The following is a 25,612-nucleotide window of genomic DNA, read 5'->3' on the forward strand; positions in this document are numbered from 1 at the left end:
GGCTCTACGATTGCCCACCCGCCCGAAGGTGATCAGACCGTTTCGGGCTGGCTGGCCAGCAGCGCGCGCGTTTCCTCCAGCCAACGGGTGGCCAGCGCCGGACTCTTCGCCTTGGACACGGCGGCCGCCATTTCCGGCCACAGCTTTTCCAGGCTGGCCGCATCGGCGCAGCGCTCGATCTTGAGCTGCATGAAGTAGCCCTTCAGGCCAAGGTACTTTCGCACCGACTCGCTCATCCATTCGTACAGTTGTTTGTAGAGCACCGGATCCTGTTCGCGGCCCGAGGTGAACGCGCGCGGCGCCGACGGCGCCAGCGCCCCGCCAACCACTTCGATCAGTCCCATCTCCGCCAGCTGCGCCAGCGCGTCGTCCGGCGCGCGCAGCCCGGGCAACATCCCGGTCAATTCATTGTCATCGCGCTGACCATCGACCATCAGCAGAATGGAGCGCAGCCCCGGCGGCAGCCGACGTGCACGATCTTCGATTTCCTGACGGCCAGCGGCCGTCTTGGCATGGATGTACGCCATGTGTTTCCCCCTGTTACCTGGTCCCCCTGCACGCAGGCCTGCGGCTGTCGCCGGCACGCATACGCCCCTTGCGCTCGTCTGGGTGGTGACTCTGTCCGTGCACGCAATCCCCGGCATGTCACGATCAGCCCAGCAGCGATCACTTTCGCAGCTTAACCGAGGTCCCTCTCACCGGATGTCGCATCGCAACATTCGCGCGATGTGCGCGCGGGCATCGCCAGCTGCGCGGAATCCGCGAGCAAGCTTCCACCATGAAGCGACAGCCCTTGTCGCAACAGGGTCCGACTTCATACGCGGCTGCGATAATGAGAACGAACGCACTTCAACCACACCGCAGCAGCAACTAGCCTCTGCATCCCCGATACGGGGTTACAAGGAGTTCGAGAGAGTGCGTGAAATCAGCAGCGAAGAAGTGATGCAGGTTACTGGCGCAGGCATTTACACCGACAACCATCGCCTGCAGTTCAGGGACATAGCGGCCAGCGCAATCATCGGCGGCATTCTCGGTGGTCCAGTTGGCTTCGCGGGCGGCTTGGTATTAGGCGCCATCACAGGTTACCGGCCGAAGTAAATAATATCTTCGGGCTTGAAACATACCCGCTGAGCGCCGTTCCAATGAGCGGCGCTCGGTTGATGTACATGAAACGCGAGGTACTGCCCAATGAGGCTCCCAGCTCCACTTCTGGCAGATTGGATTGTTCGAAAACTGACTGATCGCTTCCCAGCGCGCAGGTTTCCAACCTTCCCTCTCCACCTGGCCGTCCACACAATCAGCTTCTTCGTGACGTGGGGCGTACTTGCGGCTGGATGGATGGTCGCAGCCTCTGATCACTCACCGGCATTCATACTCGGCAGCGTGGTCGGCGGCTCATTGCTCTATGGCACCATGATTGCTGCGGCCAAGCCTGGGTTGTCTTGAACTGACCGCGGCTCCACCTCCCATCACCGCCCCAGCGCCCTGCGGATCTCATCCAGCGCGCCCGGGTCGTCCAGGGTAGACAGATCGCCCGGGTCGCGCTGTTCGGCCAGGGCCTGCAGCGATCGGCGCAGCAGCTTGCCCGAGCGGGTCTTGGGCAGGGCGTTTACCAGGTGGATGTGCGCCGGGCGCGCTACCGCGCCCAGGCTTTCGGTGACCCGCTGCATCATCTCGGCCACCACCGCGCTGCCATCGCCCTCGACCGCCTGCTTGAGGGTGACGAACACCAGCGGCACCTGGCCCTTGAGCTCGTCCTTGACACCGATCACCGCCGCTTCGGCCACCAGCGGGTGCCCGGAAATGCATTCCTCGATCTCGCGCGTGCCCAGCCGGTGCCCAGCCACGTTGATCACATCGTCGGTGCGACCCAGGATGAAGGTGTAGCCGTCTTCGTCGCGGATCGCCCAGTCCAGCGAGCTGTACAGCAGCTCCTTGAAGTGGCTGAAGTAGCTCTTGAGGAAGCGCTCGTCGTCATTCCACACGGTGCTCATGCAGCCCGGCGGCAGCGGCGGCACCATCACCAGCACGCCCTTCTGCCCGGCCTGTACTTCGGCGCCGGTGTTCTCGTCGATCACCTTCATGCGGTAACCGAGGTTCGGGAAGCCCGGCGAGCCGAAGCGCACCGGCTTGAGGTCCACGCCGGGCAACAAGGTCAGCGCCGGCCAACCGGTTTCGGTCTGCCAGTAGTTGTCGATGATCGGCTTGCCCAGCGCATCGTTGATCCAGTGCGCGGTCGGCTCGTCCAGCGGCTCACCGGCCAGGAACACGTACTTGAGCGAATCCAGGTCGTGGCGACGGATGAAGTCGGCGTCGTGCTTTTTCAGCACGCGGATCGCGGTCGGCGAGGAGAACAACGTGCGCACCCCATACTGTTCGCACAACGCCCACCAGATGCCCGGATCGGGATGGGTCGGCAGGCCTTCGTACAACAGCGAGGTGCAGCCGCCGATCAGCGGGCCGTACACGTTGTACGAATGCCCGACCGCCCAGCCCACGTCCGAGGTGGAGAACATCACCTGGCCCGGTCTGCAGTCGAACACCGTTTCCATCGACTGCGCCATCGCCACCGCGTAACCGCCCACATCGCGCTGCACGCCCTTGGGTTTGCCGGTGGTACCGGAGGTGTACAACAGATAGCTGGGTTCGCTCGATTCCAGCCACACCACCGGTACGTCCTGGTCGCCGACCTCCTCGCGCAGCGTGGCGTAGTCGACGTCGCGGCCGGGCACCTTCGGTTCGGCCGGGTCCAACCCGCGCGAGACGATCAGCACGTGCGGCGGCGGCGACTGCGCTTCGGCGCACGCCGCATCCACCATGGCCTTGTAGGGAATCACCTTGCCACCGCGCTTGCCGGCGTCGGCAGCGATGAGCAGCTTGGGTACGGCATCGTCGATGCGCAGCGCCAGGTTGTGCGCGGCAAAGCCACCGAACACCACCGAATGGATCGCACCGATGCGCGCGCAGGCCAGCATCGCGAACACTGCTTCGGCCATGTTCGGCATGTAGATGACCACGCGGTCGCCACGCTGCACATCGAGCCGCTGCAGTACCGCGGCGAACGCGTTCACCTCGCGATGCAGCTCACGGTAGGTGATTTCGCGGGTAACGTTGGTTTCGGTGGAAATGGCCACCAGCGCCAGCTGGTCGGGGCGATCGACCAGGTGCCGGTCCACCGCGTTGTAGCAGAGGTTGGTCTGGCCACCCACGTACCAGCGGCGGAACGGCGGGTTGCTGTAATCCAGGATCTGCTGCGGCGGTACATGCCAGTAGATCCGGTGTGCTTCCTCGGCCCAGAACGCTTCGGGTTCCTCCACCGATCGCCGGTAGACATCTTCGTAACGCATGACAGCCCTCCCAGACAAGATCATGCCTTCGAGCATAGTCCGATGGCGGCGGACGAACTGTCCGACCTTGGTCGTACGGTACGCGTGCGCGTTCTGAATCAAACGCGGCTGCCGGTGAATCGAGTGCCGGGCCCCCATACCCTTTCCGGCGAATGTCCCCCGGCGTCGGCCTGCGGCCGACACCTCCTCCTTTACTTCGCCTCCAAGGGTATGGGGGCCCGGCACTCGACCCACCGGCGTTGCCCCCTGGCTTCTGCTTTTCCATTGCGAACCGCAAGCCGAGCCCCGTCGCGGCTGGCAGGCTCCTGGCAAAGTAAAGGAGGAGGCCGTCGCCGCAGGGCGACGGCCGGGGACATTTGCACAGGGGCCTGCCGGCCGCGGCGGGGCCCTCAACGCCCGCGATGAAGGCGATCGAAGAAAAAAAAGCGCCGGGCAAGCCCGGCGCTTTTTCATGGACTGCCAACCATAAGGTCGGCCAGCCGCGATCAACCCAGCAGGTGGGCGACGCCGGCGCGCTCTTCTTCCAGCTCGGCCAGGGTCTTGTCGATGTACTTCTGGCTGAAGTCGTCCACCGGCAGATCCTTGACCAGGGTGTACTCACCGTTCTCGGTGGTCACCGCAAAGCCGAAGATCACGCCTTCCGGAATGCAGTAGGAACCGTCGGACGGCACGCCCATGGTGACCCACTTGCCATTGCTGCCCAGCACCCAGTCGCGCACGTGGTCGATGGCGGCATTGGCGGCCGAAGCAGCCGAGGATGAACCACGGGCTTCGATGATCGCCGCGCCGCGCTTGCCCACGGTCGGGATGAAGGTGGTGGCGTTCCATTCCTGGTCGTTGATCGCATCGGCGATCGACGCACCGTCGGCGGTGGCGAAACGGTAATCGGGGTACATGGTCGGGCTGTGGTTGCCCCACACGACCAGCTTCTCCATGCCACCGACCGGCTTGCCCAGCTTGGACGACAGCTGGCTCAGCGCACGGTTGTGGTCCAGGCGCAGCATGGCGGTGAAGTTGCGCGGGTTCAGGTCCGGCGCCGACTTCATGGCGATGTAGGCATTGGTGTTGGCCGGGTTGCCGACCACCAGCACCTTCACGTTGCGGCTGGCGACCTTGTTCAGTGCTGCGCCCTGGGCGGTGAAGATCTTGGCGTTTTCCAGCAGCAGATCCTTGCGCTCCATGCCCGGGCCGCGCGGACGCGCGCCGACCAGCAGGGCGATGTCGGCATCCTTGAACGCCACTTCGGCGTCATCGGTGCCGACCATGCCGGCCAGCAGCGGGAACGCGCAGTCTTCCAGTTCCATCATCACGCCGCGCAGGGCGGCCTGGGCCTTGTCGACCGGCAGCTCGAGCAGCTGCAGGATGACCGGCTGGTCCTTGCCCAGCATTTCGCCGGAGGCGATGCGGAACAGCAGGGCGTAGCCGATCTGGCCGGCGGCGCCGGTCACGGCAACACGAACAGGTGCTTTCATGGGGATTTCCTCTGCTTAGAAGCGGTGTGGGAGTGGCCACCGGGCGGGGAGAAACCTGGCGGGGCGGCCGGAAACGCGAAACGGCCTCCCATGACAGGAGGCCGTTGGAGGGGATTACTTGGCCGGGATCAGCTTGTTCCACTCGGCCACGCGGTCGGCCTGGGCGGCCAGCACGGCGTCGGTGTCGCCTTCCAGGGTGATCGTATGGATGGCGTTGCCCTGGGCGATCGAATTCACAACGTCCTGGCCTTCCACGACCTGGCCGAACACGGTGTGCTTGCCGTCCAGCCAGTCGGTCTTGATGTGGGTGATGAAGAACTGGCTGCCGTTGGTGTTCGGGCCGGCATTGGCCATCGACAGCGAACCGATCTGGTGCTTCACACCGTTCTTCTCATCCTCGAACTTGTAGCCCGGGCCGCCGGTGCCGCGACCCTCCGGGCAACCGCCCTGGATCATGAAATCGGCGATGACGCGGTGGAAGGCCAGGCCGTTATAGAAGCCTTTCTGGACCAGGTTGACGAAGTTGGCCACGGTCAGCGGCGCCTTGTCGGCGAACAACTCGACCTTGATCGGGCCCTTGGAGGTATCGAAGGTGGCGATGAGGGGGGAGATGGACATGTGGATCCTTGGTATACGGGGTTGTTGTCAGCCCATAAGGATACACCGCAGGTGCGATGTGGACCCGCCTGACCATGGTCGAACGAGCCGCGGTAGCGCCGGCCGTTGGCCGGCCCTCAGGAAGCCTCGGGTCACCCGGCGGCCGGCATTAGCTGAATGGGCGTAAGGGGGTTTTCGCGTTTGGCCATCAAAGCCGTATAATGATGGACTTCTTTTTCCAAATCCGGCGCCGACTGGCCCCCTTTCGCATGTCTATCGAAAATCTTCGCAACATCGCCATCGTCGCCCACGTCGACCACGGTAAGACCACCCTTGTGGACCAGCTGCTCAAGCAGTCCGGCACGCTGTCCGAGCGCACCGTGCTCGCCGAGCGCGTGATGGACAGCAACGACCAGGAAAAGGAGCGTGGCATCACGATCCTGGCCAAGAACACGGCCATCACCTGGGAAGACAAGCGTACCGGCGTCAAGAACCGCATCAACATCGTCGACACCCCCGGACACGCCGACTTCGGCGGCGAAGTGGAGCGCGTGCTGTCGATGGTGGACACCGTGCTGATCCTGGTCGACGCCATGGACGGCCCGATGCCGCAGACCCGCTTCGTCACCCAGAAGGCCTTCGCGATGGGCTTCAAGCCGATCGTGGTGGTCAACAAGGTCGACCGCCCGGGCTCGCGTCCGGATTGGGTGATCGACCAGGTTTTCGACCTGTTCGACAAGCTCGGCGCCACCAATGAGCAGCTCGACTTCCCGATCGTCTACGCCTCGGCCCTGAACGGCTACGCCGGCCTGGAAGACAGCGTGCGCGACGGCGACATGACCCCGCTGTACGAAGCGATCATGCAGCACGCGCCGAAGCCGGAAGTGGACCCGGATGGTCCGTTCCAGATGCGCATCAGCCAGCTGGACTACAACAACTTCGTGGGCGTGATCGGCATCGGTCGCATCCAGCGCGGCACCCTGAAGAAGAACATGCAGGTCGCGGTGATCGACCGTGAAGGCAAGAAGCGCAACGGCAAGGTCGCGCAGGTGCTGGGCTTCCTGGGCCTGGAGCGGATCGAACAGGATACCGCCGAGGCCGGCGACATCGTCGCCATCTCGGGCATTCCGGAACTGACCATCTCCGACACCCTGTGCCACCCCGATACCCCGGAAGCGCTGCCGGCGCTGACCGTCGACGAACCGACGATCTCGATGACCTTCCAGGTCAACAACTCGCCGTTCGCCGGCAACAAGGACCTGTCCGGTGGCAAGTTCCTGACCAGCCGCCAGATCAAGGACCGCCTGGATCGCGAACAGGTCCACAACGTGGCCCTGAAGGTCGAACAGCTGGAAGACGCCGACAAGTTCCTGGTCTCGGGCCGTGGCGAACTGCACCTGTCGGTGCTGATCGAAAACATGCGCCGTGAAGGCTACGAACTGGCCGTGTCGCGTCCGGAAGTGATCATCAAGCAGATCGACGGCCAGGCCATGGAGCCGATCGAACAGCTGGTGGTGGATATCGAAGAGCAGCACCAGGGCGGCGTCATGGAAAAGCTGGGCACCCGCAAGGGCCAGCTGAAGAACATGGAACCGGACGGCAAGGGCCGTGTGCGCCTGGAATACCAGATCCCGGCCCGTGGCCTGATCGGCTTCCAGAACGAGTTCAAGACCCTCACCCAGGGTTCGGGCCTGCTGTTCCACGTGTTCGACCATTACGGCCCGAAGGAACAGGGCGCCATCGCCAAGCGCCAGAACGGCGTGATGATCGCCAACGCGCCGGGCGCCACCCCCGCCTACTCGCTGGGGCCGCTGCAGGAGCGTGGCAAGCTGTTCGCTGCTGAAGGCGACAACGTGTACGAAGGCCAGCTGATCGGTATCCACTCCAAGGACAACGACCTGACCGTCAACGCGATCAAGACCAAGCCGCTGACCAACATGCGTGCGTCGGGCAAGGACGATGCGATCCAGCTGACCCCGGCCATCAAGTACTCGCTGGAACAGGCCCTGGACTTCATCGAAGACGACGAGCTGGTCGAGATCACCCCGAAGGAAATCCGCCTTCGCAAGAAGGGGCTGACCGAAAGCGACCGCAAGAAGGCCTCGCGCGGCGGCTGATCGGACCGTCGTGACCGACACGCCCTACAACCCGGATCCTCACAAGCATCCGGGGCTTCACCTGATCGCCTTGCTGGAAGCCAGCAAGGCGGTCCTGGCGCTGTTGGCGGCCACCGGGCTGGAAGTGCTCGGCCCGCAGCCACTGCGTGATGGGGTCAATGCCCTGATCCGGCGTTTCAGCCTGGACCCGGATCACGGCACCCTGCCCTCGCTGCTCAACATGATCAGCCCCGATGCCGTCCACCTGGCCGCTGCGGCCATGGTCGCCTACGGCATCCTGCATCTCTTCGAGGCCTGGGGCCTCTGGCGCGCCAAAGCCTGGGCGTCCTGGCTGGGCTGCGTCACCGCCGGCATCTACCTGCCGTTCGACATTTTCGCGATCATCCGCCACCCGGGCTGGGCCTCGTGGTCGGTGCTGGTGATCAATCTCATCGTGGTCGGCGTACTCGCCCGCGACATCCGCAAGCGTCACGGCCCGGCCCAACTGCCAGCGTGAGTTGCCAAGCGCGCGTGGCGCTGGTTAGCCTGAGCGCTGGTTCCGGGGATACACAAATGCGCTCGCCACTGACATCACTCGTGTTGGCCATCGCATTGCTGGGCGGCTGCGCGCCCGCGCCTGCGCCACTGCTCAACCAGGCCCATGCCGCAGCGTCCACCGCGCCGCGCGGTATACCGTTCGCCTACGCCGAAGCCGATATCACCCAGCTGCAGGCGGCCATGGCCGCCGGTGAGCTGGACAGCGTCACCCTGACCCGCGCCTACCTGGAGAGGATCGCCCGGCTGGATCGCGCCGGCCCGCGCCTCAACGCGGTGCTGGAGCTCAATCCGGATGCGCTGAAGGAAGCGGCGGTACTGGATGCCGAGCGCCGCCGTGGGCAGCTGCGCGGCCCCCTGCATGGCATTCCGCTTCTGCTCAAGGACAACATCGGCGCCCGCCCGATGGGCACCAGCGCCGGCTCGCTGGCGCTTGCCGGCTTCCGCCCCGAGGACGCATTCCTGGTCATCCGGCTGCGTGCGGCCGGGGCGCTGATCCTGGGCAAGACCAACCTGAGCGAGTGGGCGAACTTCCGTTCCAGCCAATCCATTTCCGGCTGGAGTGCGCGAGGCGGCCAGACCCGAAACCCTTACCGGCTCAGCCACACTCCCTGCGGCTCCAGCAGCGGCAGCGCAGTGGCGGTGGCGGCCAACCTGGCGGCCGCTGCAGTGGGTACCGAAACCGATGGCAGCATCGTCTGCCCGGCGGCGGTGAACGGTGTGGTCGGGCTCAAGCCTACGGTGGGGCTGGTCAGCCGCGACGGCATAGTGCCGATCTCCTTCAGCCAGGACACCGCCGGGCCGATCACCCGCAGCGTGGCCGACGCTGCCGCGCTGTTGACCGCCATGGCCGGCCGCGATGATGCCGACCCGGCCACGGCGACCATGCCGGGACGGGCGGTGTACGACTACACCGCGCGACTCAATCCCGACGGGCTGCGCGGCGCCCGCATCGGGGTACTGCATGGCCCGTTGGACCAGCAGCCCGGCGTGGCCCCAGCCCTGCAGCATGCGATCGGCGTGTTGCGCGATGCCGGCGCGGTGGTGGTACCTGTGGAGCTTCCCACCGAGGGCCAATGGGAAGCCGCCGAGCGCGTGGTGCTGCTGCACGAGTTCAAGGCAGGCATGCAGCGTTACCTGACCAGCCACCAGGCCCCGGTGCGCGACCTGGACGCGATCATCGCGTTCAACCGCAGCCATGCCGACAAGGAACTGGTGCTGTTCGGCCAGGACCTGATGGAAACGGCCGCGCAGGCCACCGGCCTGGGCACCCCCGAATACATCGCCGCGCGCACCCAGGCGCGCCGCCTGGCGGGTACCGAAGGGATCGACGCAGTGCTCAAGGCCGAGCACCTGGACGCCCTGGTGGCCCCCACCACGGGCGCGGCGTGGCCGATCCGTACTGGCCAGGGCGACGCTTTCCCCGGCGGCAGCTACAGCGCTGCTGCGGTGGCCGGCTACCCGAGCCTCAGCGTGCCGATGGGGCACGTCAACGGACTGCCGCTGGGGTTGCTGTTCATGGGCACGGCGTGGAGCGAGCCGAAGCTGATCGAGCTGGCGTACGACTACGAGCAGCGTACGCGGGCGCGGCGACCGCCACGGTTCAGGACCGAGGCATTGTTGCCCTGATCCACCCGCATGCACGCGCGTAGAGGTCAGCCGCCCTGCTTGCGCACGATCGCCATCGCGATCTCCAGCGACTGCTCGTAGTTCAGGCGCGGGTCCACCGACGAGCGGTAGGCCCGCTCCAGATCACGCTCGGTGAGCTCACGCGCGCCACCGGTGCACTCGGTGACATCTTCACCGGTCAGCTCCAGGTGCACGCCACCCAGCCGCGTCCCGGCCGCCGCATGCAGGTCGAAGGACAGCTCCACTTCACTGCGCACGTTGTCGAAACGCCGGGTCTTGTAGCCATTGCTGGTGCTCTCGGTATTGCCATGCATGGCATCGCACACCCACAGCACGCGGCGGCCATCGCGCTTGACGGCATCCAGCAGCGGCGGCAGCTTCCCGGCGATCTGCGCGGCACCCATGCGGTGGATGAAGCTCAGGCGGCCGGGTTCATCATCGGGGTTGAGCACGTCGATCAGGCGCAGCAGCTGGTCGGGCTGCACGGACGGACCGACCTTGATCCCGATCGGGTTGCGTACGCCACGCAGGTATTCCACGTGCGCGCCGTCCAGCGCGGCGGTGCGCATGCCGATCCACGGGTAGTGGGTGCTCAGGTTCAGCCAGCCATGCTGGCGCGGCACCTGCCGGGTAAGGGCCTGTTCGTAGGGCAGCAACAACGCTTCGTGCGAGGTATAGAAGTCGATGCGGTTGAGGTTGTACACCTGCGCGCCGGACAGGGTTTCCATGAAGCGCACCGCATCGCCGATGGACGACACCATCTTCTGGTAATCGGTGGCGAGCGGCGAATGCCGCACCCACTCCAGGTTCCAGTATTCGGGATGGTGCAGGTCGGCGAAGCCGCCATCGATCAGCGCGCGCACGAAGTTCATGGTCATGGCCGAATGCGCGTGGGCCTGCAGCATGCGGCGCGGATCGGGCAGGCGCGCGGCCTCGGTGAATTCCGGCGCATTGATCACGTCACCGCGGTAGCTCGGCAGGGTCACGCCATCGCGGGTCTCGGTATCGGCAGAACGCGGTTTGGCGTACTGCCCCGCAAACCGACCAACACGGATCACCGGCTTGCGCATGCCGTGCACCAGCACCAGGCTCATCTGCAGCAGCACCTTGAGCCGGTTGGAGATGGTGGTGGACTCACAATCGCTGAAGTTCTCGGCGCAGTCGCCCCCCTGCAGCAGGAAGCGCTTGCCTTCCTGCGCGTCGGCCAGCTGCTGCTTGAGCGAGAGAATCTCCCACGAGGTCACCAGCGGCGGCAGCCGCTTGAGCTCATGCAACGCGGCATCCAATGCCACCGGATCGGGATAGGTCGGCATCTGCAGCGCAGGCCGGCCGCGCCAGCTCTCCGGCGACCAGTCGGTCGGCAGCGAGGCAGAAGAGGTGGCACGGTCGGAGGCAGTCATCGGAATATCCAGTAAATCAGCAGAAAAAAGATCAGTAGCGACGGGCAGGACGGCGGAACGACACCACCAGCGCCCACAGGCCCAGCAGGGTGAACCACACCAGGCTCCACATGGGCATGGTGAGGCCCAGGAACTGCCAGTCGATGTTGCCGCAGTTGCCGGTACCGGTAAGCACGGTGCGGAACACTTCGAACGGCCCCATGGTCTCGCTGAGGAACGACAGCGGCGGCCCACAGCTCGAGCCCATGTCCTGGGGCAGCAGCTGCACGTACACATGGCGCCCGGCAATGCCGATGCCCGCAGCGGCGGCAATGAAAGCCAGCACGCCATAGGTGACGCGCCCAGGCCGATCACGCGGCCCGTGCAGCGCGCCGATCAGGAACAGCAGGCCAAGCGCGGCGAACGCAATGCGCTGGAAGATGCACAACGGGCACGGCTCCAGCCCCATCTTCAGCTGCAGGAAGATCGCGTAGCCGAGCAGGCCAGCACAGACCAGGAACCCCAGCAGGAACTGGGCGCGGTAATTCCAGCGCAATGGATTCATTGCCAACACTCTTGTTAGTCCAGGCACCAAGATTAACAGGCCCTCACGTTGTACAGGCTGCGGCTTTTTGCCGTATGTCGGCGTAGTTGGCCATACGGTGTGTTGCGCGGTCCGTGCGAACAGCCGCGCAGCCGAGATGTCCACTGCCCGGCCGCGCCGGGGGCGGGAGGTCGGGGTCTGAATCAGGACGGGCACGCCCGTCCCGGCTTCGCTGTGGGACGTCAACGGCAGCCGGGCAGAGCCCGGCTCTACGGCTGGCGAAGATATGCCGGGCTTGGCCCGGCCAGCCCCAGATCGCGGCCTCCCACGCCCCGCCGATGGGCCCTTTGGCTCCCGACCACGTGTCGGGGGCACCGGCCGGGGTGGGTTTGCGGGGGCTTTACCAAACATGGATGTTTGGTAAGAGCCCCCATGGGTGAAGGCGCACTGCTTGCGAGGCACTGCCTCGCGTGCGACTGAACGCACAGCCGCTGGCGGCTGGGCCGGACCCCGGAGGGGGGTTCACGGCGCCCCCCGCAAACCCACACCGGCCGGGGCCCCGCAGTGGCCAGCGAGCAACCAGCGCCGTTGACGTTGACGTTGACGTTGACGCCAAACCAAACCCAACAAAAAACCCGGCACAAGGCCGGGTTCTCTGAAGAATCTTTGGTAAAGCGCGTCGATTATTCTTCGACGGCTTCAGCCACGGCCGCCGGACGGTCGACCAGTTCGACGTAGGCCATCGGCGCGTTGTCGCCAGCGCGGAAGCCGCACTTCAGCAGGCGCAGGTAGCCGCCCGGACGGTTCGCGTAGCGCGGGCCCAGGGTGGTGAACAGGTTGCCGACGGCTTCGTTGTCACGCAGGCGGGCGAAGGCCAGACGGCGGTTGGCAACGGAGTCGACCTTGGCCAGGGTGATCAGCGGCTCGGCGACGCGGCGCAGTTCCTTGGCCTTCGGCAGGGTGGTCTTGATCAGCTCGTGCTTGAACAGCGACGCGGCCATGTTCTTGAACATTGCTTCGCGGTGGGCGCTGGTACGGCTGAACTTGCGGCCGGATTTCATGTGACGCATGACGGATGTTCCTTGAAAGAATGTTGGATCGGTTGGGTATCGCTGTCGCCTTCCCGGCGTTGTTGCTTGGACTGCGGATGGTCCGGTGCCGGCCCTCCTGGCCGACCGTCACCGCAGGCTGTGGGCCTGTCGATGCGAAGTACTGCGGGTAAAGCCCCCGCACCCGAAGGTGCGGGGTGAAACGTCTACTTCGCTGGATCAGCCGAGCATGCCGTGCTGGGCGACACCGGCCGGCGGCCAGTTCTCCAGCTTCATGCCGAGCGAAAGACCGCGCTGGGCGAGGACTTCCTTGATCTCGGTCAGCGACTTCTTGCCGAGGTTCGGGGTCTTGAGCAGTTCCACTTCGGTCTTCTGGATCAGATCGCCGATGTAGTAGATGCTCTCGGCCTTGAGGCAGTTGGCCGAACGCACGGTCAGTTCCAGGTCGTCGATCGGGCGCAGCAGCACCGGATCCACGCCGTTGTTGGCCGGCTTGGCTGCACCGCGGTCGCGGTGGGTGAAGTCACCGAAGACCGACAGCTGATCGCTGAGGATGTCGGCGGCGGTGCGCACGGCTTCCTCGGCATCGATCGTGCCGTTGGTTTCGATGTCCAGCACCAGCTTGTCAAGGTCGGTACGCTGTTCAACGCGGGCCGCTTCCACCGAATAGGCGACGCGACGGACCGGCGAGAACGAGGCGTCCAGGACCAGACGACCAATGGCACGGGTTTCTTCGTCCGGACGACGACGCGCGGCCGCCGGCTGGTAGCCGAAGCCACGCTCGATCTTCAAACGCATGTTGACTGCCGTGTCCTTGGTCAGGTGGCAGATGACATGATCCGTGTTGAGGATCTCGACGTTGTGGTCGACCTTGATATCGGCAGCGGTCACGACACCCGGACCCTGCTTGGACAGCGACAGGGTTGCGCTGTCACCGGTGTGCATACGGATTGCCACGTCCTTCAGGTTGAGCAGGACTTCGAGAACGTCCTCCTGCAGGCCTTCGAGCGTGGTGTACTCATGCAGTACGCCGTCGATCTCAACTTCCGTAATGGCGAAGCCCGGGATGGACGACAGCAGCACGCGACGCAGGGCATTGCCCAACGTATGCCCGTAACCACGTTCCAAGGGTTCGATAACGACCTTGGCGCGGGTGTCGGTAAGGCGTTCGATCTGCGGACCACGAGGACGCAGAACCTGGTTGGCGGTAACCGTCATGTTGCGGGTTCTCCTAGTGAACCCCCGGCCGTCGCCGGGGGCTCTCCAATGTGAATTACTTCGAATACAACTCGACGATCAGCGCTTCGTTGATATCCGCAGGCAGGTCCGAACGATCCGGCACGGCCTTGAAGATGCCCGCGAACTTGTCGGCATCCACTTCGATCCACGACGGGCGCAGGTCATGCGTTTTGGACACGGTCAGGGCTTCCTGAACGCGCAGCTGCTTGGCAGCCTTCTCGGACAGCGCGACAGCGTCGCCAGCCTTGACCTGGTACGAAGCCAGGTTGACCGACTTGCCGTTCACGGTGACACCGCGGTGCGAGACCAGCTGACGCGCAGCCGGACGGGTCACAGCGAAGCCCATGCGATAGACGACGTTGTCCAGGCGGGTTTCCAACAGCTGCAGCAGGTTCTCGCCGGTGTTGCCCTTCTTGGTCGAGGCCTTCTTGTAGTAGTTGCGGAACTGACGCTCCAGCAGACCGTAGATACGCTTGACCTTCTGCTTTTCACGCAGCTGGGTGGCGTAGTCGGACAGCTTGCCCTTGCGGGCGGTCGCGCCGTGCTGGCCGGGCTTCTGCTCCAGCTTGCACTTGGAGTCCAGCGCACGGGCCGGGCTCTTGAGGGAAAGGTCGGCGCCTTCGCGGCGGGCGAGCTTACAGGTAGGACCGATATAACGAGCCATTTCTTATCGCTCCTTTAGACGCGACGCTTCTTCGGCGGACGGCACCCGTTGTGCGGGATTGGCGTCACGTCGATGATGTTGGTGATCTTGTAGCCCACGTTGTTCAGCGAGCGCACGGCCGACTCACGACCCGGACCCGGGCCCTTGATGCGGACTTCCAGGGACTTGACGCCGTAATCCAGCGCGGCGCGGCCGGCTTTCTCGGCAGCCACCTGGGCAGCGAACGGGGTGGACTTACGCGAACCGCGGAAGCCAGCGCCACCGGACGTCGCCCACGACAGAGCGTTGCCCTGGCGGTCGGTGATGGTCACGATGGTGTTGTTGAAAGAAGCGTGGACGTGGGCAACGCCGTCAGTGACGACGCGCTTGATCTTCTTCTTGGTCTTAGCGACGGGCTTAGCCATTTCTTAGGTCCCTTACTTCCTGATCGCCTTGCGCGGGCCCTTGCGGGTGCGGGCGTTGGTACGGGTGCGCTGACCACGCAGCGGCAGGCCGCGACGGTGACGCAGACCGCGGTAGCAGCCCAGGTCCATCAGGCGCTTGATCGCGATACCGATTTCACGGCGCAGATCGCCTTCCACGATGTACTTGGCCACTTCCGAGCGAAGACGCTCGATTTCCGGCTCCGACAGATCGCGGATCTTGGTGGTCGAAGTCACGCCTGCAGCGTCGCAGACCTTCTTCGAACGGGTACGGCCGATGCCGTAAATGCTTTGCAACCCGACCCAGACGTGCTTCTGGGCTGGCAGGTTGACGCCTGCAATACGCGCCATGACGCGGTTCTCCAGCTGAGTGATGGCCGACAGCGCACCCAAGGCGCGCCGATCCGGCAGGATGGATCAAAAAAGTGAACTAGCGATACTAACAAGGTTCCGGTTTACATGGAAGCCCGTGAAACCTGAAAGGTTTCATGGACCCGGCCCAGGGAGTGTGCCCAGGCTCCGGCGCCGGATCAGGTTGACTCCGGAAAGCGACTCTTTCGAGCCCACTTCCGGCGCCGCCCGCGCTACTCCCGCGCGGGACGACCCGATCTCACCCCCACCCGGAACCGCTGCGGGGGCCGCCCTTCGTTTGTGTGGCCAGGTCCGCGAAGCGGAGGACCATCACGTCAGGAAGACGATAGTGTAACAGGCCAATCAGCCGCGGGCAAAGCCGCCGCGGTTGCCGCCCTTCAGGTTGGCCTTCTTCAACAGGCTCTCGTACTGGTGCGACATCAGGTGCGCCTGGATCTGCGCGATGAAGTCCATCACCACCACCACCACGATCAGCAGCGAGGTGCCGCCGAAGTAGAACGAGGCGTTCAGCTGCGTGCGCATGATTTCCGGCAGCAGGCAGACGATCACCAGGTAGGCCGAACCGGCTGCGGTCAGGCGGGTCAGCACGCCGTCGATGTAATCGGCGGTGGCCTTGCCCGGACGGATGCCCGGAATCAGCGCGCCCGACTTCTTGAGGTTGTCGGCGGTTTCCTGCGAGTTGAACACCAGCGCGGTATAGAAGAACGCGAAACCGGTGATCAGCCCAGCGAACACGATCATGTGCAGCGGCTCGCCCGGACCAAGCGCGTTGGCCACCTTCTGCAGCCAGGTAGCCGAGCTGGCCTGGCCGGACCACATGGCCAGGGTGGTCGGGAACGCCAGGATGCTGGAGGCGAAGATGGCCGGGATCACGCCCGCCATGTTCAGCTTCAACGGCAGGAACGAGGTCTGGTTCATGTACGCGTTACGGCCACCCTGGCGACGTGCGTAGTTCACCGTGATGCGGCGCTGGCCGCGTTCGACGAACACCACGAAGAAGGTGAAGGCCAGCACCACCAGCGCGATCAGCAGCAGCTGGATGAACTGCAGGTTGCCTTCGCGGAACGCGTCGAAGGTGTGGATGACCGCACCCGGCAGACCGGCCACGATGCCGGCGAAGATGATCAGCGACACACCGTTGCCGATGCCGCGTTCGGTGACCTGCTCGCCGACCCACATCAGGAAGATGGTGCCGGCGGTCAGTGCGACCACGGCGGTGAGCACAAAGCCCATGCCCGGCGCGTACACCACCGGCGCACCGCTCGGGGACAGCTGGTTCTGCAGTGCCAGCGCGATGCTGCCGCCCTGCACCACCGCCAGCAACACGGCGCCGATGCGGGAATATTGGGTGATCTTGCGACGGCCGGATTCACCTTCCTTCTGCAGCGCCTTGAGCGCCGGGAAGATGTGGACCGCCAGCTGCATCACGATGGATGCCGAGATGTACGGCATCACGTTCAGCGCAAAGATGCTGAAACGGTGCAGGGCGCCGCCCGAGAACATGTTGAACATGTCCACGATGCCGCCGCCCTGCGCCTGCATGAGTGCAAGCATGGCATCGGGATTGACGCCCGGCACCGGCACATAACAGCCGATGCGGTAGACAATCAAAGCCCCGACGACGAACAGCAGACGCTGGCGAAGTTCCGTGAACTTGCCGAGCCCGCCGCCCAGGTTACCAATGCCAGCTTGCGCCATGTCTTACTCCTGTACGCTGCCGCCGGCAGCTTCGATCGCGGCCTTGGCACCGGCCGTTGCAGCGATGCCCTTCAGGGTGAAGGCCTTGGTCAGGCCGCCCTTCATGACGATCTTGGCCTGCTTGGCCGTGCTCGGGACCAGCTTCGCAGCGCGCAGCGCGGCGAAATCGATCTCGCCAGCTTCCAGGCGGTCCAAGTGGTAGGACAGCACTTCGGCGGTGTCCTTGGCGATCTTGGAACGGAAACCGACCTTCGGCAGACGACGCTGCATGGGGGTCTGGCCGCCTTCGAAGCCCGCCTTGATCTTGCCGCCACCCTTACGGGCGAACGAACCCTTGTGGCCGCGGCCGCAGGTCTTGCCCAGGCCGGAGCCGATACCACGGCCGACGCGGGTGCGCTCTTTGCGCGCGCCCGGTGCCGGGCTCAGTTCATTGAGATGCAGGGTCATTGGATTATTCCTCAACCTTGACAAGGTAGTGGACCTTGTTGATCAGACCGCGAACCTGCGGGCTGTCCTTCAGGACACGCACATCGTTGAGCTTGTTCAGGCCCAGGGCACGCACCGACAGGCGGTGACGCGACTGGGTACCACGCAGGCCGCCAACCAGACGGACCTTGACGGTCTTGACGGTGTCATTAGCCATGGTTGAGATCCTCCACCTTCTTGCCGCGCTTGGCCGCGATGCGGGCCGGCGACTGCATTTCGGACAGACCCTTCAGCGTGGCGCGAACCAGGTTGATCGGGTTGCGCGAACCGACGGCCTTGGCCAGCACGTTCTTGACGCCAACCGCTTCCAGCACGGCGCGCATGGCACCACCGGCGATGACGCCCGTACCTTCCGAAGCCGGCATCATGAACACGCGGGCTGCGCCGTGGCCGGACTTGACCGGGTGCCACAGGGTGCCGTTGTTCAGATCGACATCGGCCAGGTTCTTGCGGGCCTGCTCCATCGACTTCTGGATGGCGACCGGCACTTCGCGCGCCTTGCCGTAACCGAAACCGACCTTGCCTGCGCCGTCACCGACCACGGTCAGTGCGGTGAAGGTGAACTGACGACCGCCCTTGACGGTCTTGCTGACGCGGTTGACCGCGACCAGCTTCTCGATCATGCCGTCGTCGACTTTCTCTTCGCGGTTACGGTCGCGATCGCGACCCCGCTGCTGACGTTCTTCTGCCATGTTGATTCCTTGATTGATTGGGTATGTACGGCTCAGGGCCGCTTATAGCTGTGGAATGAAGCGGTGGATCGAGCGCCCCTGCAGAAGAAGGACGTCGCCCGGCACAACCCGTGCCGGCAGGCAGGCGGAAGCGGGGACCAGCCCCGCTTCCTTATCCCTTAGAACTGCAGGCCGCCTTCGCGGGCTGCATCGGCCAGTGCCTTGATGCGGCCGTGGTAGCGGTAGCCCGAGCGGTCGAAAGCGACCTTCTCGATGCCCGCAGCCTTGGCGCGCTCGGCAACCAGCTTGCCGACCTTGGCGGCGGCGTCGCTGTTCTTGCCGTTCTTCAGGCCTTCCTTGACGTCGGCCTGGGTGGTGTTGGCAGCAGCCAGCACCTTGGAGCCGTCGGCGGTGAAGACCTGGGCGTACAGGTGCTGACCGGTGCGCAGCACCGACAGACGCGGCACGCCGAGGACACGGATGTGTGCGCGGGTGGACTTGGCGCGACGCAGGCGAGCAATGTTCTTGTTCATGATCTTTTTCCTTGAAAGCTGAAGACAGGACCTCCCCCGAAAAGGGGATTCGCCCTTACGCCTTCTTGGCTTCCTTACGAATGATGACTTCGCCGGCGTACTTCACACCCTTGCCCTTGTAGGGCTCCGGCTTGCGGTAAGCGCGGATCTTGGCGGCAACTTCGCCCACCAGCTGCTTGTCGGTGCCCTGGACCAGGATTTCGGTCTGGGTCGGGGTCGACAGCGTGATGCCTTCCGGGGCCACGTACACCACCGGGTGCGAGAAACCGAGCGACAGGCTCAGGTCCTTGCCCTGCATGGCGGCACGGTAGCCGACGCCGACCAGCTCAAGCTTGCGCTCGAAGCCATCGGTGACGCCCTTGACCATGTTGGCCAGGATCGCGCGGACGGTGCCGGTGAGGGCAACCAGGTCGTCATTGCTGGCGGCCAGGGTGGCAACGCCGTCATTGACGGAGATTTCAACGCCAGCAACCTTCGGCAGGGTCAGGGTGCCCTTCGGGCCCTTCACGCTGACGGATTCCGGCTGGATGTTCAGTTCAACGCCCTTGGGCAGGTTGACCGGCTTCTTGGCTACGCGGGACATAGTAGTTTCCTTCTCGCCTTAGGCCACGAAGCACAGGACTTCGCCGCCGACGCCCAACTGGCGCGCCTGCGCATCAGTCATGATGCCCTTGGAGGTAGAGATGATGGAGATGCCCAGGCCGTTCAGGACCTTCGGCAGCTCGGACTTGCCACGGTACTGGCGCAGACCCGAACGCGAGAAGCGCTTCAGGGTCTCGATGACCGGCTTGCCTTCGAAATACTTCAGGACGATTTCAAGCTCGGCCTTGTTGTTCTCGATCTTGGTCACGCGCAGGTCGGTGATGTAGCCTTCGGCCTTCAACACTTCTGCGATTGCAACCTTGATCTTGGAGGACGGTGCTTTCACCGTCTGCTTGCCAACCGCGGCCGCATTTTTGATGCGTACCAGCAGGTCGGCGATGGGATCAGTCATGCTCATAGTCGATACCTTTGAGTGCACCGATATCCGCTTTCGCGAAAATCTTGCTATTTGGAATGGGCCTTGCGGCCCGTCGTTCTAGTTCAGCCGTGCCAGGCAGCCGACTGACAGTCGGCCCTACCGGTCGGCACTACCGCCCTACCCCACCCCTTGCCGCCGGGTGAGACGCGGGAGTATACGACAAAAAGAGCCCGACCAGGGTCGGACTCTTCAAGTCGGGGTGAACCTGAACAGGCTCACCCCGTACTGCAGGGACGAATCCCTTACCAGCTGGCCTTGCGCAGGCCCGGCACGTCGCCACGCATGGTGGCTTCACGCAGCTTGTTGCGGCCGAGGCCGAACTTGCTGTACACGCCACGCGGGCGGCCCGAGAGCTCGCAGCGGTTGCGGTGACGGCTCGGCGACGAGTCGCGCGGCAGCTTCTGCAGCTTGACCACTGCCTCGGCCTTTTCGTCGTACGAAGCGGTCGCGCTGGAGATGATCTTCTTCAGCTCTTCACGCTTGCCGGCGTACTTGACGGCCAGCTTCGCACGCTTCAGGTCGCGGTTGACCATGGAGGTCTTTGCCATTTCGGATTCCTCGACGTATCAGTTACGGAACGGGAACTTGAACGCTGCAAGCAGCGCCTTCGCTTCCGCATCGGTCTTGGCGGTGGTGGTGATGGCGATATCCATGCCGCGGATCGCGTCGACAGCGTCGAAGTCGATTTCCGGGAAGATGATCTGCTCCTTCACACCCATGTTGAAGTTGCCACGACCGTCGAAGGAACGACCCGAAACACCACGGAAGTCGCGCACGCGCGGCAGCGAGATGTTGATCAGGCGGTCCAGGAACTCATACATCTTGGCACGACGCAGCGTGGTCTTGCAGCCGATCGGCCAACCATCGCGGATCTTGAACGAAGCCACCGAAACGCGGGACTTGGTCACGATCGGCTTCTGGCCGGAGAGCTTGGCCATGTCGGCGACGGCATTTTCCAGGATCTTCTTGTTGGTCGCCGCTTCGCCGACACCCATGTTCAGGGTGACCTTGACCAGCTTCGGGACCTGCATCGGATTGGTGTAGCCGAACTGCTTCATCAGCGCCGGCACCACTTCTTCCTGGTAGAACTTTTCGAGACGGGAACTCATCTTCTCATTCCTCAGGCGTCGAGCGCCTCACCGCTGGAGCGGAACACACGCAGTTTGCGTCCATCCTCCAGCACCTTGAAGCCAACGCGCTCGCCCTTGCCCGAAGCCGGGTTGAGCACATTCACGTTGGAGATATGGATCGACGCTTCACGCTCGACCACGCCGCCGGCAACGCCTGCCTGCGGGTTCGGCTTGGTGTGGCGCTTGACGATGTTCACGTTGGCGACGATCACACGATCGCCGTCGACGCGGACGACTTCGCCCTGCTTGCCCTTGTCCTTGCCGGTGTTGACGACGACCTGGTCGCCCTTCTTGATACGGTTAGCCATGATTATCTCCTGTCGCTCACAGCACTTCGGGAGCGAGCGAGACGATCTTCATGAACTTCTCGTTGCGAAGTTCACGCGTCACCGGTCCGAAGATGCGGGTGCCGATCGGCTCCTGCTTGTTGTTGAGCAGGACAGCGGCGTTGGCGTCGAAACGGATCAGCGAGCCATCGGCGCGGCGCACACCCTTGCGGGTACGCACCACGACGGCGTCGAACACTTCACCCTTCTTGACCTTGCCGCGCGGAATTGCATCCTTCACGGTGACCTTGATGATGTCACCGATGTGCGCGTAGCGACGCTTGGAGCCGCCCAGCACCTTGATGCACATCACTTCCTTGGCACCGGAATTGTCCGCGACCTCGAGGTAGCTCTGCATCTGGATCATGATTCAGATCTCCTTATTGAGCCGCACGCGTGAGGACTTCCACCACGCGCCAGTTCTTGGTCTTGGACATCGGAGCAATCTCGGTCACCAGCACGACGTCGCCTTCATTGCAGGCGTTGTCGGCATCATGCGCGTGGAGCTTGGTCGAACGCTTCAGGTACTTGCCGTACAGAGCATGCTTGACCAGGCGTTCCACCAGCACGGTGACCGTCTTGTCCATCTTGTTGCTGACGACACGGCCTTGGACCGTGCGCAGCGTCTTGTTTTCAGTATTGTCGCTCATCGCGGCCATCCTTACTTGTTGCTGCCGAGCAGGGTCTTGACGCGAGCAATCTCGCGGCGGACCCGGCGGGTTTCGTGAGTCTTCGGCAGCTGCCCGGTGACCTGCTGCATACGGAGCGAGAACTGCTCCTTACGCAGATCGGTCAGGTGGGTCTTCAGATCGTCAGCCGACTTTTCGCGAAGTTGTTTGATATCCATCACATCACCGTCCGGGTCACGAAAGTGGTGGTCACGGAGAGCTTGGCAGCTGCCAGGCGGAACGCCTCGCGTGCCACGTCTTCACCCACACCTTCAATTTCATAGATCATGCGGCCGGGCTGGATCTGGGCTACCCAGTACTCCACGTTGCCCTTACCAGAACCCATTCGGACTTCGATGGGCTTCTTGGTGATCGGCTTGTCGGGGAACACTCGGATCCACATCTTGCCACCGCGCTTGACGTAGCGGCTGATCGAGCGGCGGGCCGCTTCGATCTGACGCGCGGTCAGCTGACCGTGGGCGGTTGCCTTCAGGCCGTACTCACCGAAGCTGACAGCGTTGGCGCTCCAGCTCAGGCCATCGTTACGGCCCTTGTGTACCTTGCGGTACTTGGTTCGCTTGGGTTGCAACATTGTCGTTACCTCGCTTCACGGGCCGGGCGCTGACGGTCACCGCGGTCGCCGCGATCATTACGATCGTTGCGCGACGGGGTGTCGTCCTGCTTTTCCTGGCCAACCTGGGAGAAATCGAAAACCTCGCCCTTGTAGATCCAGACCTTGATGCCGATGATGCCGTAGGTCGTCTTGGCTTCAGCGAAGCCATAGTCGATGTCGGCACGCAGCGTATGCAGCGGCACGCGGCCTTCGCGGTACCACTCCGAACGGGCGATTTCAGCACCGTTCAAGCGACCACCGACGTTGACCTTGATGCCCAGGGCACCGAGGCGCATCGCGTTGCCGACCGAGCGCTTCATGGCGCGGCGGAACATGATGCGACGCTCCAGCTGCTGCGCGATCGACTCGGCAACCAGCTGTGCGTCCAGCTCGGGCTTGCGCACTTCGGTGACGTTGATGTGCGCCGGAACGCCCATCATCTCGCTCACTTCCTTGCGCAGCTTCTCGATGTCCTCACCACGCTTGCCGATCACCACGCCCGGACGGGCGGTGTGGATCGTCACGCGGGCGGTCTTCGCCGGACGTTCGATGAGGATCTTGCTGATGCCGGCCTGCGCGAGCTTCTTGCGCAGCATTTCCCGCACCTTCAGGTCGGCCGCCAGATAACCAGCGAACTCGCCCTTGTTGGCGTACCACTTGGAGTTCCAGTCCTTGGAGATGCCGAGGCGGATACCAATCGGATGAACTTTATGACCCATGGTGTTTTCCTTTCCGCTTACTTGCCGGCGCCCACAACCACAGTGATGTGGCTGGTGCGCTTGAGGATGCGGGTGCCGCGGCCTTTCGCCCGCGCCATGAAACGCTTCAGGGTCGGACCTTCATCTACCATGATGGTCTGAACCTTCAGCTCGTCGACGTCGGCGCCCTGGTTGTTTTCGGCATTTGCAATAGCCGACTCCACCACCTTCTTGATCAGGTGGGCAGCCTTCTTGTCCGAGAACTTCAGCAGGTTTACCGCACGCTCGGCCGGCAGGCCGCGCACCTGGTCAGCGACCAGGCGGGCTTTCTGCGCAGAGATGCGCGCGGAGCGCAGGATTGCTTTCGCTTCCATTGTCATCTCTCCTTACTTGCCCGACTTCTTGTCACCACCGTGACCCTTGAAGGTCCGGGTGATGGCAAATTCGCCGAGCTTGTGGCCGACCATGTTCTCGTTGACGAGCACCGGAACGTGGTTCTTGCCGTTATGAACGGCGATGGTGATGCCTACCATTTCCGGCAGGATCATCGAACGGCGCGACCAGGTCTTGATCGGCTTCTTGCTACCCGCAGCGGCCTCCACCTTCTTGACGAGGTGGTGATCGACGAACGGGCCCTTCTTGAGTGAACGTGCCATGGTCGATTAGCCCCTACGATCGCGGACGATGAATTGCTGGGTGCGCTTGTTCTTGCGCGTCTTGTAACCCTTGGTCGGAACACCCCACGGGGTGACCGGGTGCGGATTACCCTGGCCGGCCTTCGCCTCACCACCACCGTGCGGGTGGTCAACCGGGTTCATGGCAGCACCACGAACGGTCGGGCGGACACCGCGCCAGCGCTTGGCGCCAGCCTTGCCCAGCTTTTCCAGGTTGTGTTCGTCGTTGCCGACTTCACCGATGGTTGCGCGGCACTCGACCGGCACCTTGCGCATTTCACCCGAGCGCAGGCGCAGGGTGGCGAAGACGCCTTCACGAGCGACGAGCTGCACGGCAGCGCCGGCGGCACGCGCGATCTGGGCACCCTTGCCCGGCTTCAGTTCGATGCCGTGGATGGTGGTACCAACCGGGATGTTGCGCAGCGGCAGGGTGTTGCCGGTCTTGATCGGCGCATCCGAACCCGCGATCACCTGGTCACCGGCCTTCAGGCCCTTCGGTGCGATGATGTAGCGGCGCTCGCCGTCGACGTAGCACAGCAGGGCGATATGGGCGGTGCGGTTCGGATCGTATTCGATGCGTTCCACGCGCGCCGGAATGCCTTCCTTGTTGCGCTTGAAGTCAATCAGACGGTAATGCTGCTTGTGACCACCGCCCACGTGACGGGTGGTGATGCGACCGTGGTGGTTACGACCACCGGTATTGCTCTTCGGCTCCAGCAACGCTGCGTGCGGTGCGCCCTTGTGCAGATCGGGCGTAACCACGCGCACGGCCGAACGGCGGCCGGGGGAAGTGGGCTTGAATTTCATCAATGGCATGGGATGTACCTCAGGCCTTGGCCGTTACATCGATGGACTGGCCATCGGCGAGACGCACGTACGCCTTGCGCCAATCGCCGCGGCGGCCGGTGCGGTTACGGAAGGACTTGTTCTTGCCCTTCACGTTCAGCACGTTGACCGCTTCGACCTTGACGTCGAACAACTGCTCTACCGCGGCCTTCACGTCGGCCTTGGTCGCTTCGTTCGAGATCTCGAAGACATACTGGTTGGAATGTTCCTGCAGGCGCGCGGTCTTTTCGGAGACTCGCGGAGCACGCAGCACGCTGAAGATTTTTTCGTTGCTGTTCATGCCAGCCACTCCTCGACCTTCTTGACCGCGTCAGCGGTGATGACGACCGTGTCGGCACCGACCAGCGACACCGGGTCCAGGCCCTGCACGTCACGCACTTCCACGTAGGGAATGTTGCGGGCCGACAGGTACAGGTGTTCGGTGGCTTCCTCGGTGACGATCAGCGGGCGCTTGCCCACTTCCAGGCCGGCCAGCTTGGCGATCAGAGCCTTCGTGCTGGTCGCTTCGACGTCGAAGGACTCCACGATGGTCAGACGGCCCTGACGGTTCAGCTCGGACAGGATCGCGCACATGGCGGCACGGTACTGCTTGCGGTTGACCTTCTGCTCGAAGCTGCGCGGCTTGGCCGCGAAGGTGACACCACCGCCGACGAAGATCGGAGCCGTCAGCGCGCCATGACGCGCACCGCCGCCCTTCTGCTTCTTCGACTTCTTGGTGGTACCAGCCACTTCAGAGCGAGTCTTCTGTGCCTTGGTGCCGGCGCGGCCGGCGTTGCGATAGGCGACGACGACCTGGTGGACCAGATCTTCGCTGAAATCGCGACCGAACACGGCATCGGAGACCGAGACCTTGTTGTTGCTACCCGTGATAACGAGTTCCATC

35 protein-coding genes are annotated in these 25,612 nt (G+C 63.8%); 4 read left to right on the top strand and 31 right to left on the bottom strand.

Features of this window, described 5'->3' with window-relative positions; all coding sequences use genetic code 11:
• Positions 1–32: 32 nt before the first annotated feature.
• Positions 33–527 (bottom strand): hypothetical protein, encoded by a 495-nt coding sequence (locus WIX41_RS05235; protein ID WP_339446080.1) that lies wholly within the window; start codon positions 525–527, stop codon positions 33–35.
• A gap of 388 nt (positions 528–915) precedes the next feature.
• Between WIX41_RS05235 and WIX41_RS05240 the strand changes: the two genes are divergently transcribed.
• The gene (locus WIX41_RS05240) at positions 916–1,098 is read left to right on the top strand and encodes a hypothetical protein (RefSeq protein WP_339446081.1); all 183 of its coding nucleotides are present in this window, start codon (positions 916–918) and stop codon (positions 1,096–1,098) included.
• Between the two features lie 371 nt (positions 1,099–1,469).
• Here the strand turns inward: WIX41_RS05240 and prpE are convergent, their stop codons facing one another.
• From prpE to WIX41_RS05255, 3 genes are all read right to left on the bottom strand, one after another.
• On the bottom strand, positions 1,470–3,347 hold the full coding sequence (prpE, locus tag WIX41_RS05245) for a propionate--CoA ligase (RefSeq protein ID WP_339446082.1): 1,878 nt from the start codon (positions 3,345–3,347) through the stop codon (positions 1,470–1,472).
• 485 nt (positions 3,348–3,832) lie between these two features.
• The gene (locus WIX41_RS05250; protein WP_339446083.1) at positions 3,833–4,819 is read right to left on the bottom strand and encodes a malate dehydrogenase; all 987 of its coding nucleotides are present in this window, start codon (positions 4,817–4,819) and stop codon (positions 3,833–3,835) included.
• A gap of 114 nt (positions 4,820–4,933) precedes the next feature.
• Complete coding sequence (locus tag WIX41_RS05255; RefSeq protein ID WP_339446084.1) at positions 4,934–5,437, bottom strand: peptidylprolyl isomerase; 504 nt, start codon at positions 5,435–5,437, stop codon at positions 4,934–4,936.
• A 248-nt stretch (positions 5,438–5,685) separates the two neighbouring features.
• Between WIX41_RS05255 and typA the strand changes: the two genes are divergently transcribed.
• The 3 genes from typA to WIX41_RS05270 are packed head-to-tail and all read left to right on the top strand — an operon-like array spanning position 5,686 to position 9,696.
• The gene (gene typA, locus WIX41_RS05260) at positions 5,686–7,533 is read left to right on the top strand and encodes a translational GTPase TypA (protein WP_339446085.1); all 1,848 of its coding nucleotides are present in this window, start codon (positions 5,686–5,688) and stop codon (positions 7,531–7,533) included.
• Positions 7,534–7,543: 10 nt separating this feature from the next.
• Entirely contained in the window at positions 7,544–8,029 is a 486-nt protein-coding gene (locus tag WIX41_RS05265; RefSeq protein WP_339446086.1) for a DUF2127 domain-containing protein, read from the top strand.
• A 56-nt stretch (positions 8,030–8,085) separates the two neighbouring features.
• Complete coding sequence (locus WIX41_RS05270; RefSeq protein ID WP_339446087.1) at positions 8,086–9,696, top strand: amidase; 1,611 nt, start codon at positions 8,086–8,088, stop codon at positions 9,694–9,696.
• A gap of 26 nt (positions 9,697–9,722) precedes the next feature.
• On the opposite strand, the gene WIX41_RS05275 is transcribed toward WIX41_RS05270, so the two are convergent.
• The 27 genes from WIX41_RS05275 to rplD form a co-directional block, all read right to left on the bottom strand.
• Complete coding sequence (locus tag WIX41_RS05275) at positions 9,723–11,096, bottom strand: class II 3-deoxy-7-phosphoheptulonate synthase (protein ID WP_339446088.1); 1,374 nt, start codon at positions 11,094–11,096, stop codon at positions 9,723–9,725.
• A 31-nt stretch (positions 11,097–11,127) separates the two neighbouring features.
• Complete coding sequence (locus tag WIX41_RS05280; RefSeq protein WP_339446089.1) at positions 11,128–11,640, bottom strand: disulfide bond formation protein B; 513 nt, start codon at positions 11,638–11,640, stop codon at positions 11,128–11,130.
• Positions 11,641–12,302: 662 nt separating this feature from the next.
• Complete coding sequence (gene rplQ / locus WIX41_RS05285; protein ID WP_068849483.1) at positions 12,303–12,689, bottom strand: 50S ribosomal protein L17; 387 nt, start codon at positions 12,687–12,689, stop codon at positions 12,303–12,305.
• Between the two features lie 198 nt (positions 12,690–12,887).
• Entirely contained in the window at positions 12,888–13,886 is a 999-nt protein-coding gene (locus WIX41_RS05290; RefSeq protein ID WP_068849481.1) for a DNA-directed RNA polymerase subunit alpha, read from the bottom strand.
• Positions 13,887–13,941: 55 nt separating this feature from the next.
• On the bottom strand, positions 13,942–14,571 hold the full coding sequence (rpsD, locus tag WIX41_RS05295; protein WP_339446090.1) for a 30S ribosomal protein S4: 630 nt from the start codon (positions 14,569–14,571) through the stop codon (positions 13,942–13,944).
• A 14-nt stretch (positions 14,572–14,585) separates the two neighbouring features.
• Positions 14,586–14,975, bottom strand: a complete 390-nt coding sequence (rpsK, locus tag WIX41_RS05300; protein WP_017355427.1) for a 30S ribosomal protein S11 — start codon at positions 14,973–14,975, stop codon at positions 14,586–14,588.
• Between the two features lie 12 nt (positions 14,976–14,987).
• A complete protein-coding gene (gene rpsM / locus WIX41_RS05305; protein WP_017355426.1) occupies positions 14,988–15,344 on the bottom strand; it encodes a 30S ribosomal protein S13 in 357 nt (118 codons plus the stop codon).
• Between the two features lie 363 nt (positions 15,345–15,707).
• Positions 15,708–17,063, bottom strand: coding sequence for a preprotein translocase subunit SecY (gene secY / locus WIX41_RS05310; RefSeq protein ID WP_339446091.1), 1,356 nt, complete (start codon positions 17,061–17,063; stop codon positions 15,708–15,710).
• Between the two features lie 3 nt (positions 17,064–17,066).
• Complete coding sequence (gene rplO, locus WIX41_RS05315) at positions 17,067–17,510, bottom strand: 50S ribosomal protein L15 (RefSeq protein ID WP_068849476.1); 444 nt, start codon at positions 17,508–17,510, stop codon at positions 17,067–17,069.
• 4 nt (positions 17,511–17,514) lie between these two features.
• Entirely contained in the window at positions 17,515–17,706 is a 192-nt protein-coding gene (rpmD, locus tag WIX41_RS05320) for a 50S ribosomal protein L30 (protein WP_068849475.1), read from the bottom strand.
• Positions 17,699–18,241 (bottom strand): 30S ribosomal protein S5, encoded by a 543-nt coding sequence (rpsE, locus tag WIX41_RS05325; RefSeq protein WP_038690276.1) that lies wholly within the window; start codon positions 18,239–18,241, stop codon positions 17,699–17,701. The genes rpmD and rpsE overlap by 8 nt, the downstream gene beginning before the upstream one ends.
• Before the next feature lie 158 nt (positions 18,242–18,399).
• On the bottom strand, positions 18,400–18,753 hold the full coding sequence (gene rplR / locus WIX41_RS05330; protein WP_019186158.1) for a 50S ribosomal protein L18: 354 nt from the start codon (positions 18,751–18,753) through the stop codon (positions 18,400–18,402).
• A gap of 55 nt (positions 18,754–18,808) precedes the next feature.
• Positions 18,809–19,336: a 50S ribosomal protein L6 gene (gene rplF / locus WIX41_RS05335; RefSeq protein ID WP_339446092.1), complete on the bottom strand. Its 528-nt coding sequence runs from the start codon at positions 19,334–19,336 to the stop codon at positions 18,809–18,811.
• Between the two features lie 18 nt (positions 19,337–19,354).
• Positions 19,355–19,753: a 30S ribosomal protein S8 gene (gene rpsH, locus WIX41_RS05340; RefSeq protein WP_019186156.1), complete on the bottom strand. Its 399-nt coding sequence runs from the start codon at positions 19,751–19,753 to the stop codon at positions 19,355–19,357.
• Between the two features lie 263 nt (positions 19,754–20,016).
• On the bottom strand, positions 20,017–20,322 hold the full coding sequence (gene rpsN, locus WIX41_RS05345; protein WP_214900344.1) for a 30S ribosomal protein S14: 306 nt from the start codon (positions 20,320–20,322) through the stop codon (positions 20,017–20,019).
• Between the two features lie 18 nt (positions 20,323–20,340).
• A complete protein-coding gene (rplE, locus tag WIX41_RS05350) occupies positions 20,341–20,883 on the bottom strand; it encodes a 50S ribosomal protein L5 (RefSeq protein ID WP_339446093.1) in 543 nt (180 codons plus the stop codon).
• Between the two features lie 11 nt (positions 20,884–20,894).
• The gene (gene rplX, locus WIX41_RS05355) at positions 20,895–21,212 is read right to left on the bottom strand and encodes a 50S ribosomal protein L24 (RefSeq protein ID WP_017355416.1); all 318 of its coding nucleotides are present in this window, start codon (positions 21,210–21,212) and stop codon (positions 20,895–20,897) included.
• A gap of 16 nt (positions 21,213–21,228) precedes the next feature.
• Positions 21,229–21,597 (bottom strand): 50S ribosomal protein L14, encoded by a 369-nt coding sequence (gene rplN, locus WIX41_RS05360; RefSeq protein WP_214900331.1) that lies wholly within the window; start codon positions 21,595–21,597, stop codon positions 21,229–21,231.
• 13 nt (positions 21,598–21,610) lie between these two features.
• On the bottom strand, positions 21,611–21,880 hold the full coding sequence (gene rpsQ / locus WIX41_RS05365) for a 30S ribosomal protein S17 (RefSeq protein WP_339446094.1): 270 nt from the start codon (positions 21,878–21,880) through the stop codon (positions 21,611–21,613).
• A gap of 11 nt (positions 21,881–21,891) precedes the next feature.
• On the bottom strand, positions 21,892–22,077 hold the full coding sequence (gene rpmC, locus WIX41_RS05370; protein WP_339446095.1) for a 50S ribosomal protein L29: 186 nt from the start codon (positions 22,075–22,077) through the stop codon (positions 21,892–21,894).
• The gene (gene rplP / locus WIX41_RS05375; protein ID WP_068849463.1) at positions 22,077–22,490 is read right to left on the bottom strand and encodes a 50S ribosomal protein L16; all 414 of its coding nucleotides are present in this window, start codon (positions 22,488–22,490) and stop codon (positions 22,077–22,079) included. Before rplP ends, rpmC begins: the two co-directional genes overlap by 1 nt.
• Positions 22,491–22,495: 5 nt before the next feature.
• The gene (rpsC, locus tag WIX41_RS05380) at positions 22,496–23,230 is read right to left on the bottom strand and encodes a 30S ribosomal protein S3 (RefSeq protein ID WP_339446096.1); all 735 of its coding nucleotides are present in this window, start codon (positions 23,228–23,230) and stop codon (positions 22,496–22,498) included.
• Positions 23,231–23,247: 17 nt separating this feature from the next.
• A complete protein-coding gene (gene rplV, locus WIX41_RS05385; RefSeq protein WP_017355410.1) occupies positions 23,248–23,583 on the bottom strand; it encodes a 50S ribosomal protein L22 in 336 nt (111 codons plus the stop codon).
• Positions 23,584–23,595: 12 nt separating this feature from the next.
• The gene (gene rpsS / locus WIX41_RS05390; RefSeq protein WP_017355409.1) at positions 23,596–23,865 is read right to left on the bottom strand and encodes a 30S ribosomal protein S19; all 270 of its coding nucleotides are present in this window, start codon (positions 23,863–23,865) and stop codon (positions 23,596–23,598) included.
• A 6-nt stretch (positions 23,866–23,871) separates the two neighbouring features.
• Positions 23,872–24,699 carry a 50S ribosomal protein L2 gene (gene rplB / locus WIX41_RS05395; protein WP_214900304.1) on the bottom strand — a complete coding sequence of 276 codons (828 nt, stop codon included), beginning with the start codon at positions 24,697–24,699 and terminating at the stop codon, positions 23,872–23,874.
• Between the two features lie 10 nt (positions 24,700–24,709).
• Complete coding sequence (rplW, locus tag WIX41_RS05400) at positions 24,710–25,009, bottom strand: 50S ribosomal protein L23 (RefSeq protein WP_068854553.1); 300 nt, start codon at positions 25,007–25,009, stop codon at positions 24,710–24,712.
• On the bottom strand, positions 25,006–25,611 hold the full coding sequence (gene rplD / locus WIX41_RS05405; RefSeq protein ID WP_068849458.1) for a 50S ribosomal protein L4: 606 nt from the start codon (positions 25,609–25,611) through the stop codon (positions 25,006–25,008). The genes rplW and rplD overlap by 4 nt, the downstream gene beginning before the upstream one ends.
• Position 25,612: the final 1 nt, after the last annotated feature.

Origin of the sequence: Stenotrophomonas sp. AB1(2024), from assembly GCF_037482345.1 — a bacterium.
Taxonomy (GTDB): Bacteria; Pseudomonadota; Gammaproteobacteria; order Xanthomonadales; family Xanthomonadaceae; genus Stenotrophomonas.

Coding starts and splice junctions, on each gene's coding strand:
- WIX41_RS05235 (WP_339446080.1), bottom strand. CDS start 527: ATGGCGTACATCCATGCCAAGACGGCCGCTGGCCGTCAGGAAATCGAA.
- prpE (WP_339446082.1), bottom strand. CDS start 3,347: ATGCGTTACGAAGATGTCTACCGGCGATCGGTGGAGGAACCCGAAGCG.
- WIX41_RS05250 (WP_339446083.1), bottom strand. CDS start 4,819: ATGAAAGCACCTGTTCGTGTTGCCGTGACCGGCGCCGCCGGCCAGATC.
- WIX41_RS05255 (WP_339446084.1), bottom strand. CDS start 5,437: ATGTCCATCTCCCCCCTCATCGCCACCTTCGATACCTCCAAGGGCCCG.
- typA (WP_339446085.1), top strand. CDS start 5,686: ATGTCTATCGAAAATCTTCGCAACATCGCCATCGTCGCCCACGTCGAC.
- WIX41_RS05270 (WP_339446087.1), top strand. CDS start 8,086: ATGCGCTCGCCACTGACATCACTCGTGTTGGCCATCGCATTGCTGGGC.
- WIX41_RS05275 (WP_339446088.1), bottom strand. CDS start 11,096: ATGACTGCCTCCGACCGTGCCACCTCTTCTGCCTCGCTGCCGACCGAC.
- WIX41_RS05280 (WP_339446089.1), bottom strand. CDS start 11,640: ATGAATCCATTGCGCTGGAATTACCGCGCCCAGTTCCTGCTGGGGTTC.
- rplQ (WP_068849483.1), bottom strand. CDS start 12,689: ATGCGTCACATGAAATCCGGCCGCAAGTTCAGCCGTACCAGCGCCCAC.
- WIX41_RS05290 (WP_068849481.1), bottom strand. CDS start 13,886: ATGACGGTTACCGCCAACCAGGTTCTGCGTCCTCGTGGTCCGCAGATC.
- rpsD (WP_339446090.1), bottom strand. CDS start 14,571: ATGGCTCGTTATATCGGTCCTACCTGTAAGCTCGCCCGCCGCGAAGGC.
- rpsK (WP_017355427.1), bottom strand. CDS start 14,975: ATGGCTAAGCCCGTCGCTAAGACCAAGAAGAAGATCAAGCGCGTCGTC.
- rpsM (WP_017355426.1), bottom strand. CDS start 15,344: ATGGCGCGTATTGCAGGCGTCAACCTGCCAGCCCAGAAGCACGTCTGG.
- secY (WP_339446091.1), bottom strand. CDS start 17,063: ATGGCGCAAGCTGGCATTGGTAACCTGGGCGGCGGGCTCGGCAAGTTC.
- rplO (WP_068849476.1), bottom strand. CDS start 17,510: ATGACCCTGCATCTCAATGAACTGAGCCCGGCACCGGGCGCGCGCAAA.
- rpmD (WP_068849475.1), bottom strand. CDS start 17,706: ATGGCTAATGACACCGTCAAGACCGTCAAGGTCCGTCTGGTTGGCGGC.
- rpsE (WP_038690276.1), bottom strand. CDS start 18,241: ATGGCAGAAGAACGTCAGCAGCGGGGTCGCGATCGCGACCGTAACCGC.
- rplR (WP_019186158.1), bottom strand. CDS start 18,753: ATGAACAAGAACATTGCTCGCCTGCGTCGCGCCAAGTCCACCCGCGCA.
- rplF (WP_339446092.1), bottom strand. CDS start 19,336: ATGTCCCGCGTAGCCAAGAAGCCGGTCAACCTGCCCAAGGGCGTTGAA.
- rpsH (WP_019186156.1), bottom strand. CDS start 19,753: ATGAGCATGACTGATCCCATCGCCGACCTGCTGGTACGCATCAAAAAT.
- rpsN (WP_214900344.1), bottom strand. CDS start 20,322: ATGGCAAAGACCTCCATGGTCAACCGCGACCTGAAGCGTGCGAAGCTG.
- rplE (WP_339446093.1), bottom strand. CDS start 20,883: ATGAGTTCCCGTCTCGAAAAGTTCTACCAGGAAGAAGTGGTGCCGGCG.
- rplX (WP_017355416.1), bottom strand. CDS start 21,212: ATGGCTAACCGTATCAAGAAGGGCGACCAGGTCGTCGTCAACACCGGC.
- rplN (WP_214900331.1), bottom strand. CDS start 21,597: ATGATCCAGATGCAGAGCTACCTCGAGGTCGCGGACAATTCCGGTGCC.
- rpsQ (WP_339446094.1), bottom strand. CDS start 21,880: ATGAGCGACAATACTGAAAACAAGACGCTGCGCACGGTCCAAGGCCGT.
- rpmC (WP_339446095.1), bottom strand. CDS start 22,077: ATGGATATCAAACAACTTCGCGAAAAGTCGGCTGACGATCTGAAGACC.
- rplP (WP_068849463.1), bottom strand. CDS start 22,490: ATGTTGCAACCCAAGCGAACCAAGTACCGCAAGGTACACAAGGGCCGT.
- rpsC (WP_339446096.1), bottom strand. CDS start 23,230: ATGGGTCATAAAGTTCATCCGATTGGTATCCGCCTCGGCATCTCCAAG.
- rplV (WP_017355410.1), bottom strand. CDS start 23,583: ATGGAAGCGAAAGCAATCCTGCGCTCCGCGCGCATCTCTGCGCAGAAA.
- rpsS (WP_017355409.1), bottom strand. CDS start 23,865: ATGGCACGTTCACTCAAGAAGGGCCCGTTCGTCGATCACCACCTCGTC.
- rplB (WP_214900304.1), bottom strand. CDS start 24,699: ATGCCATTGATGAAATTCAAGCCCACTTCCCCCGGCCGCCGTTCGGCC.
- rplW (WP_068854553.1), bottom strand. CDS start 25,009: ATGAACAGCAACGAAAAAATCTTCAGCGTGCTGCGTGCTCCGCGAGTC.
- rplD (WP_068849458.1), bottom strand. CDS start 25,611: ATGGAACTCGTTATCACGGGTAGCAACAACAAGGTCTCGGTCTCCGAT.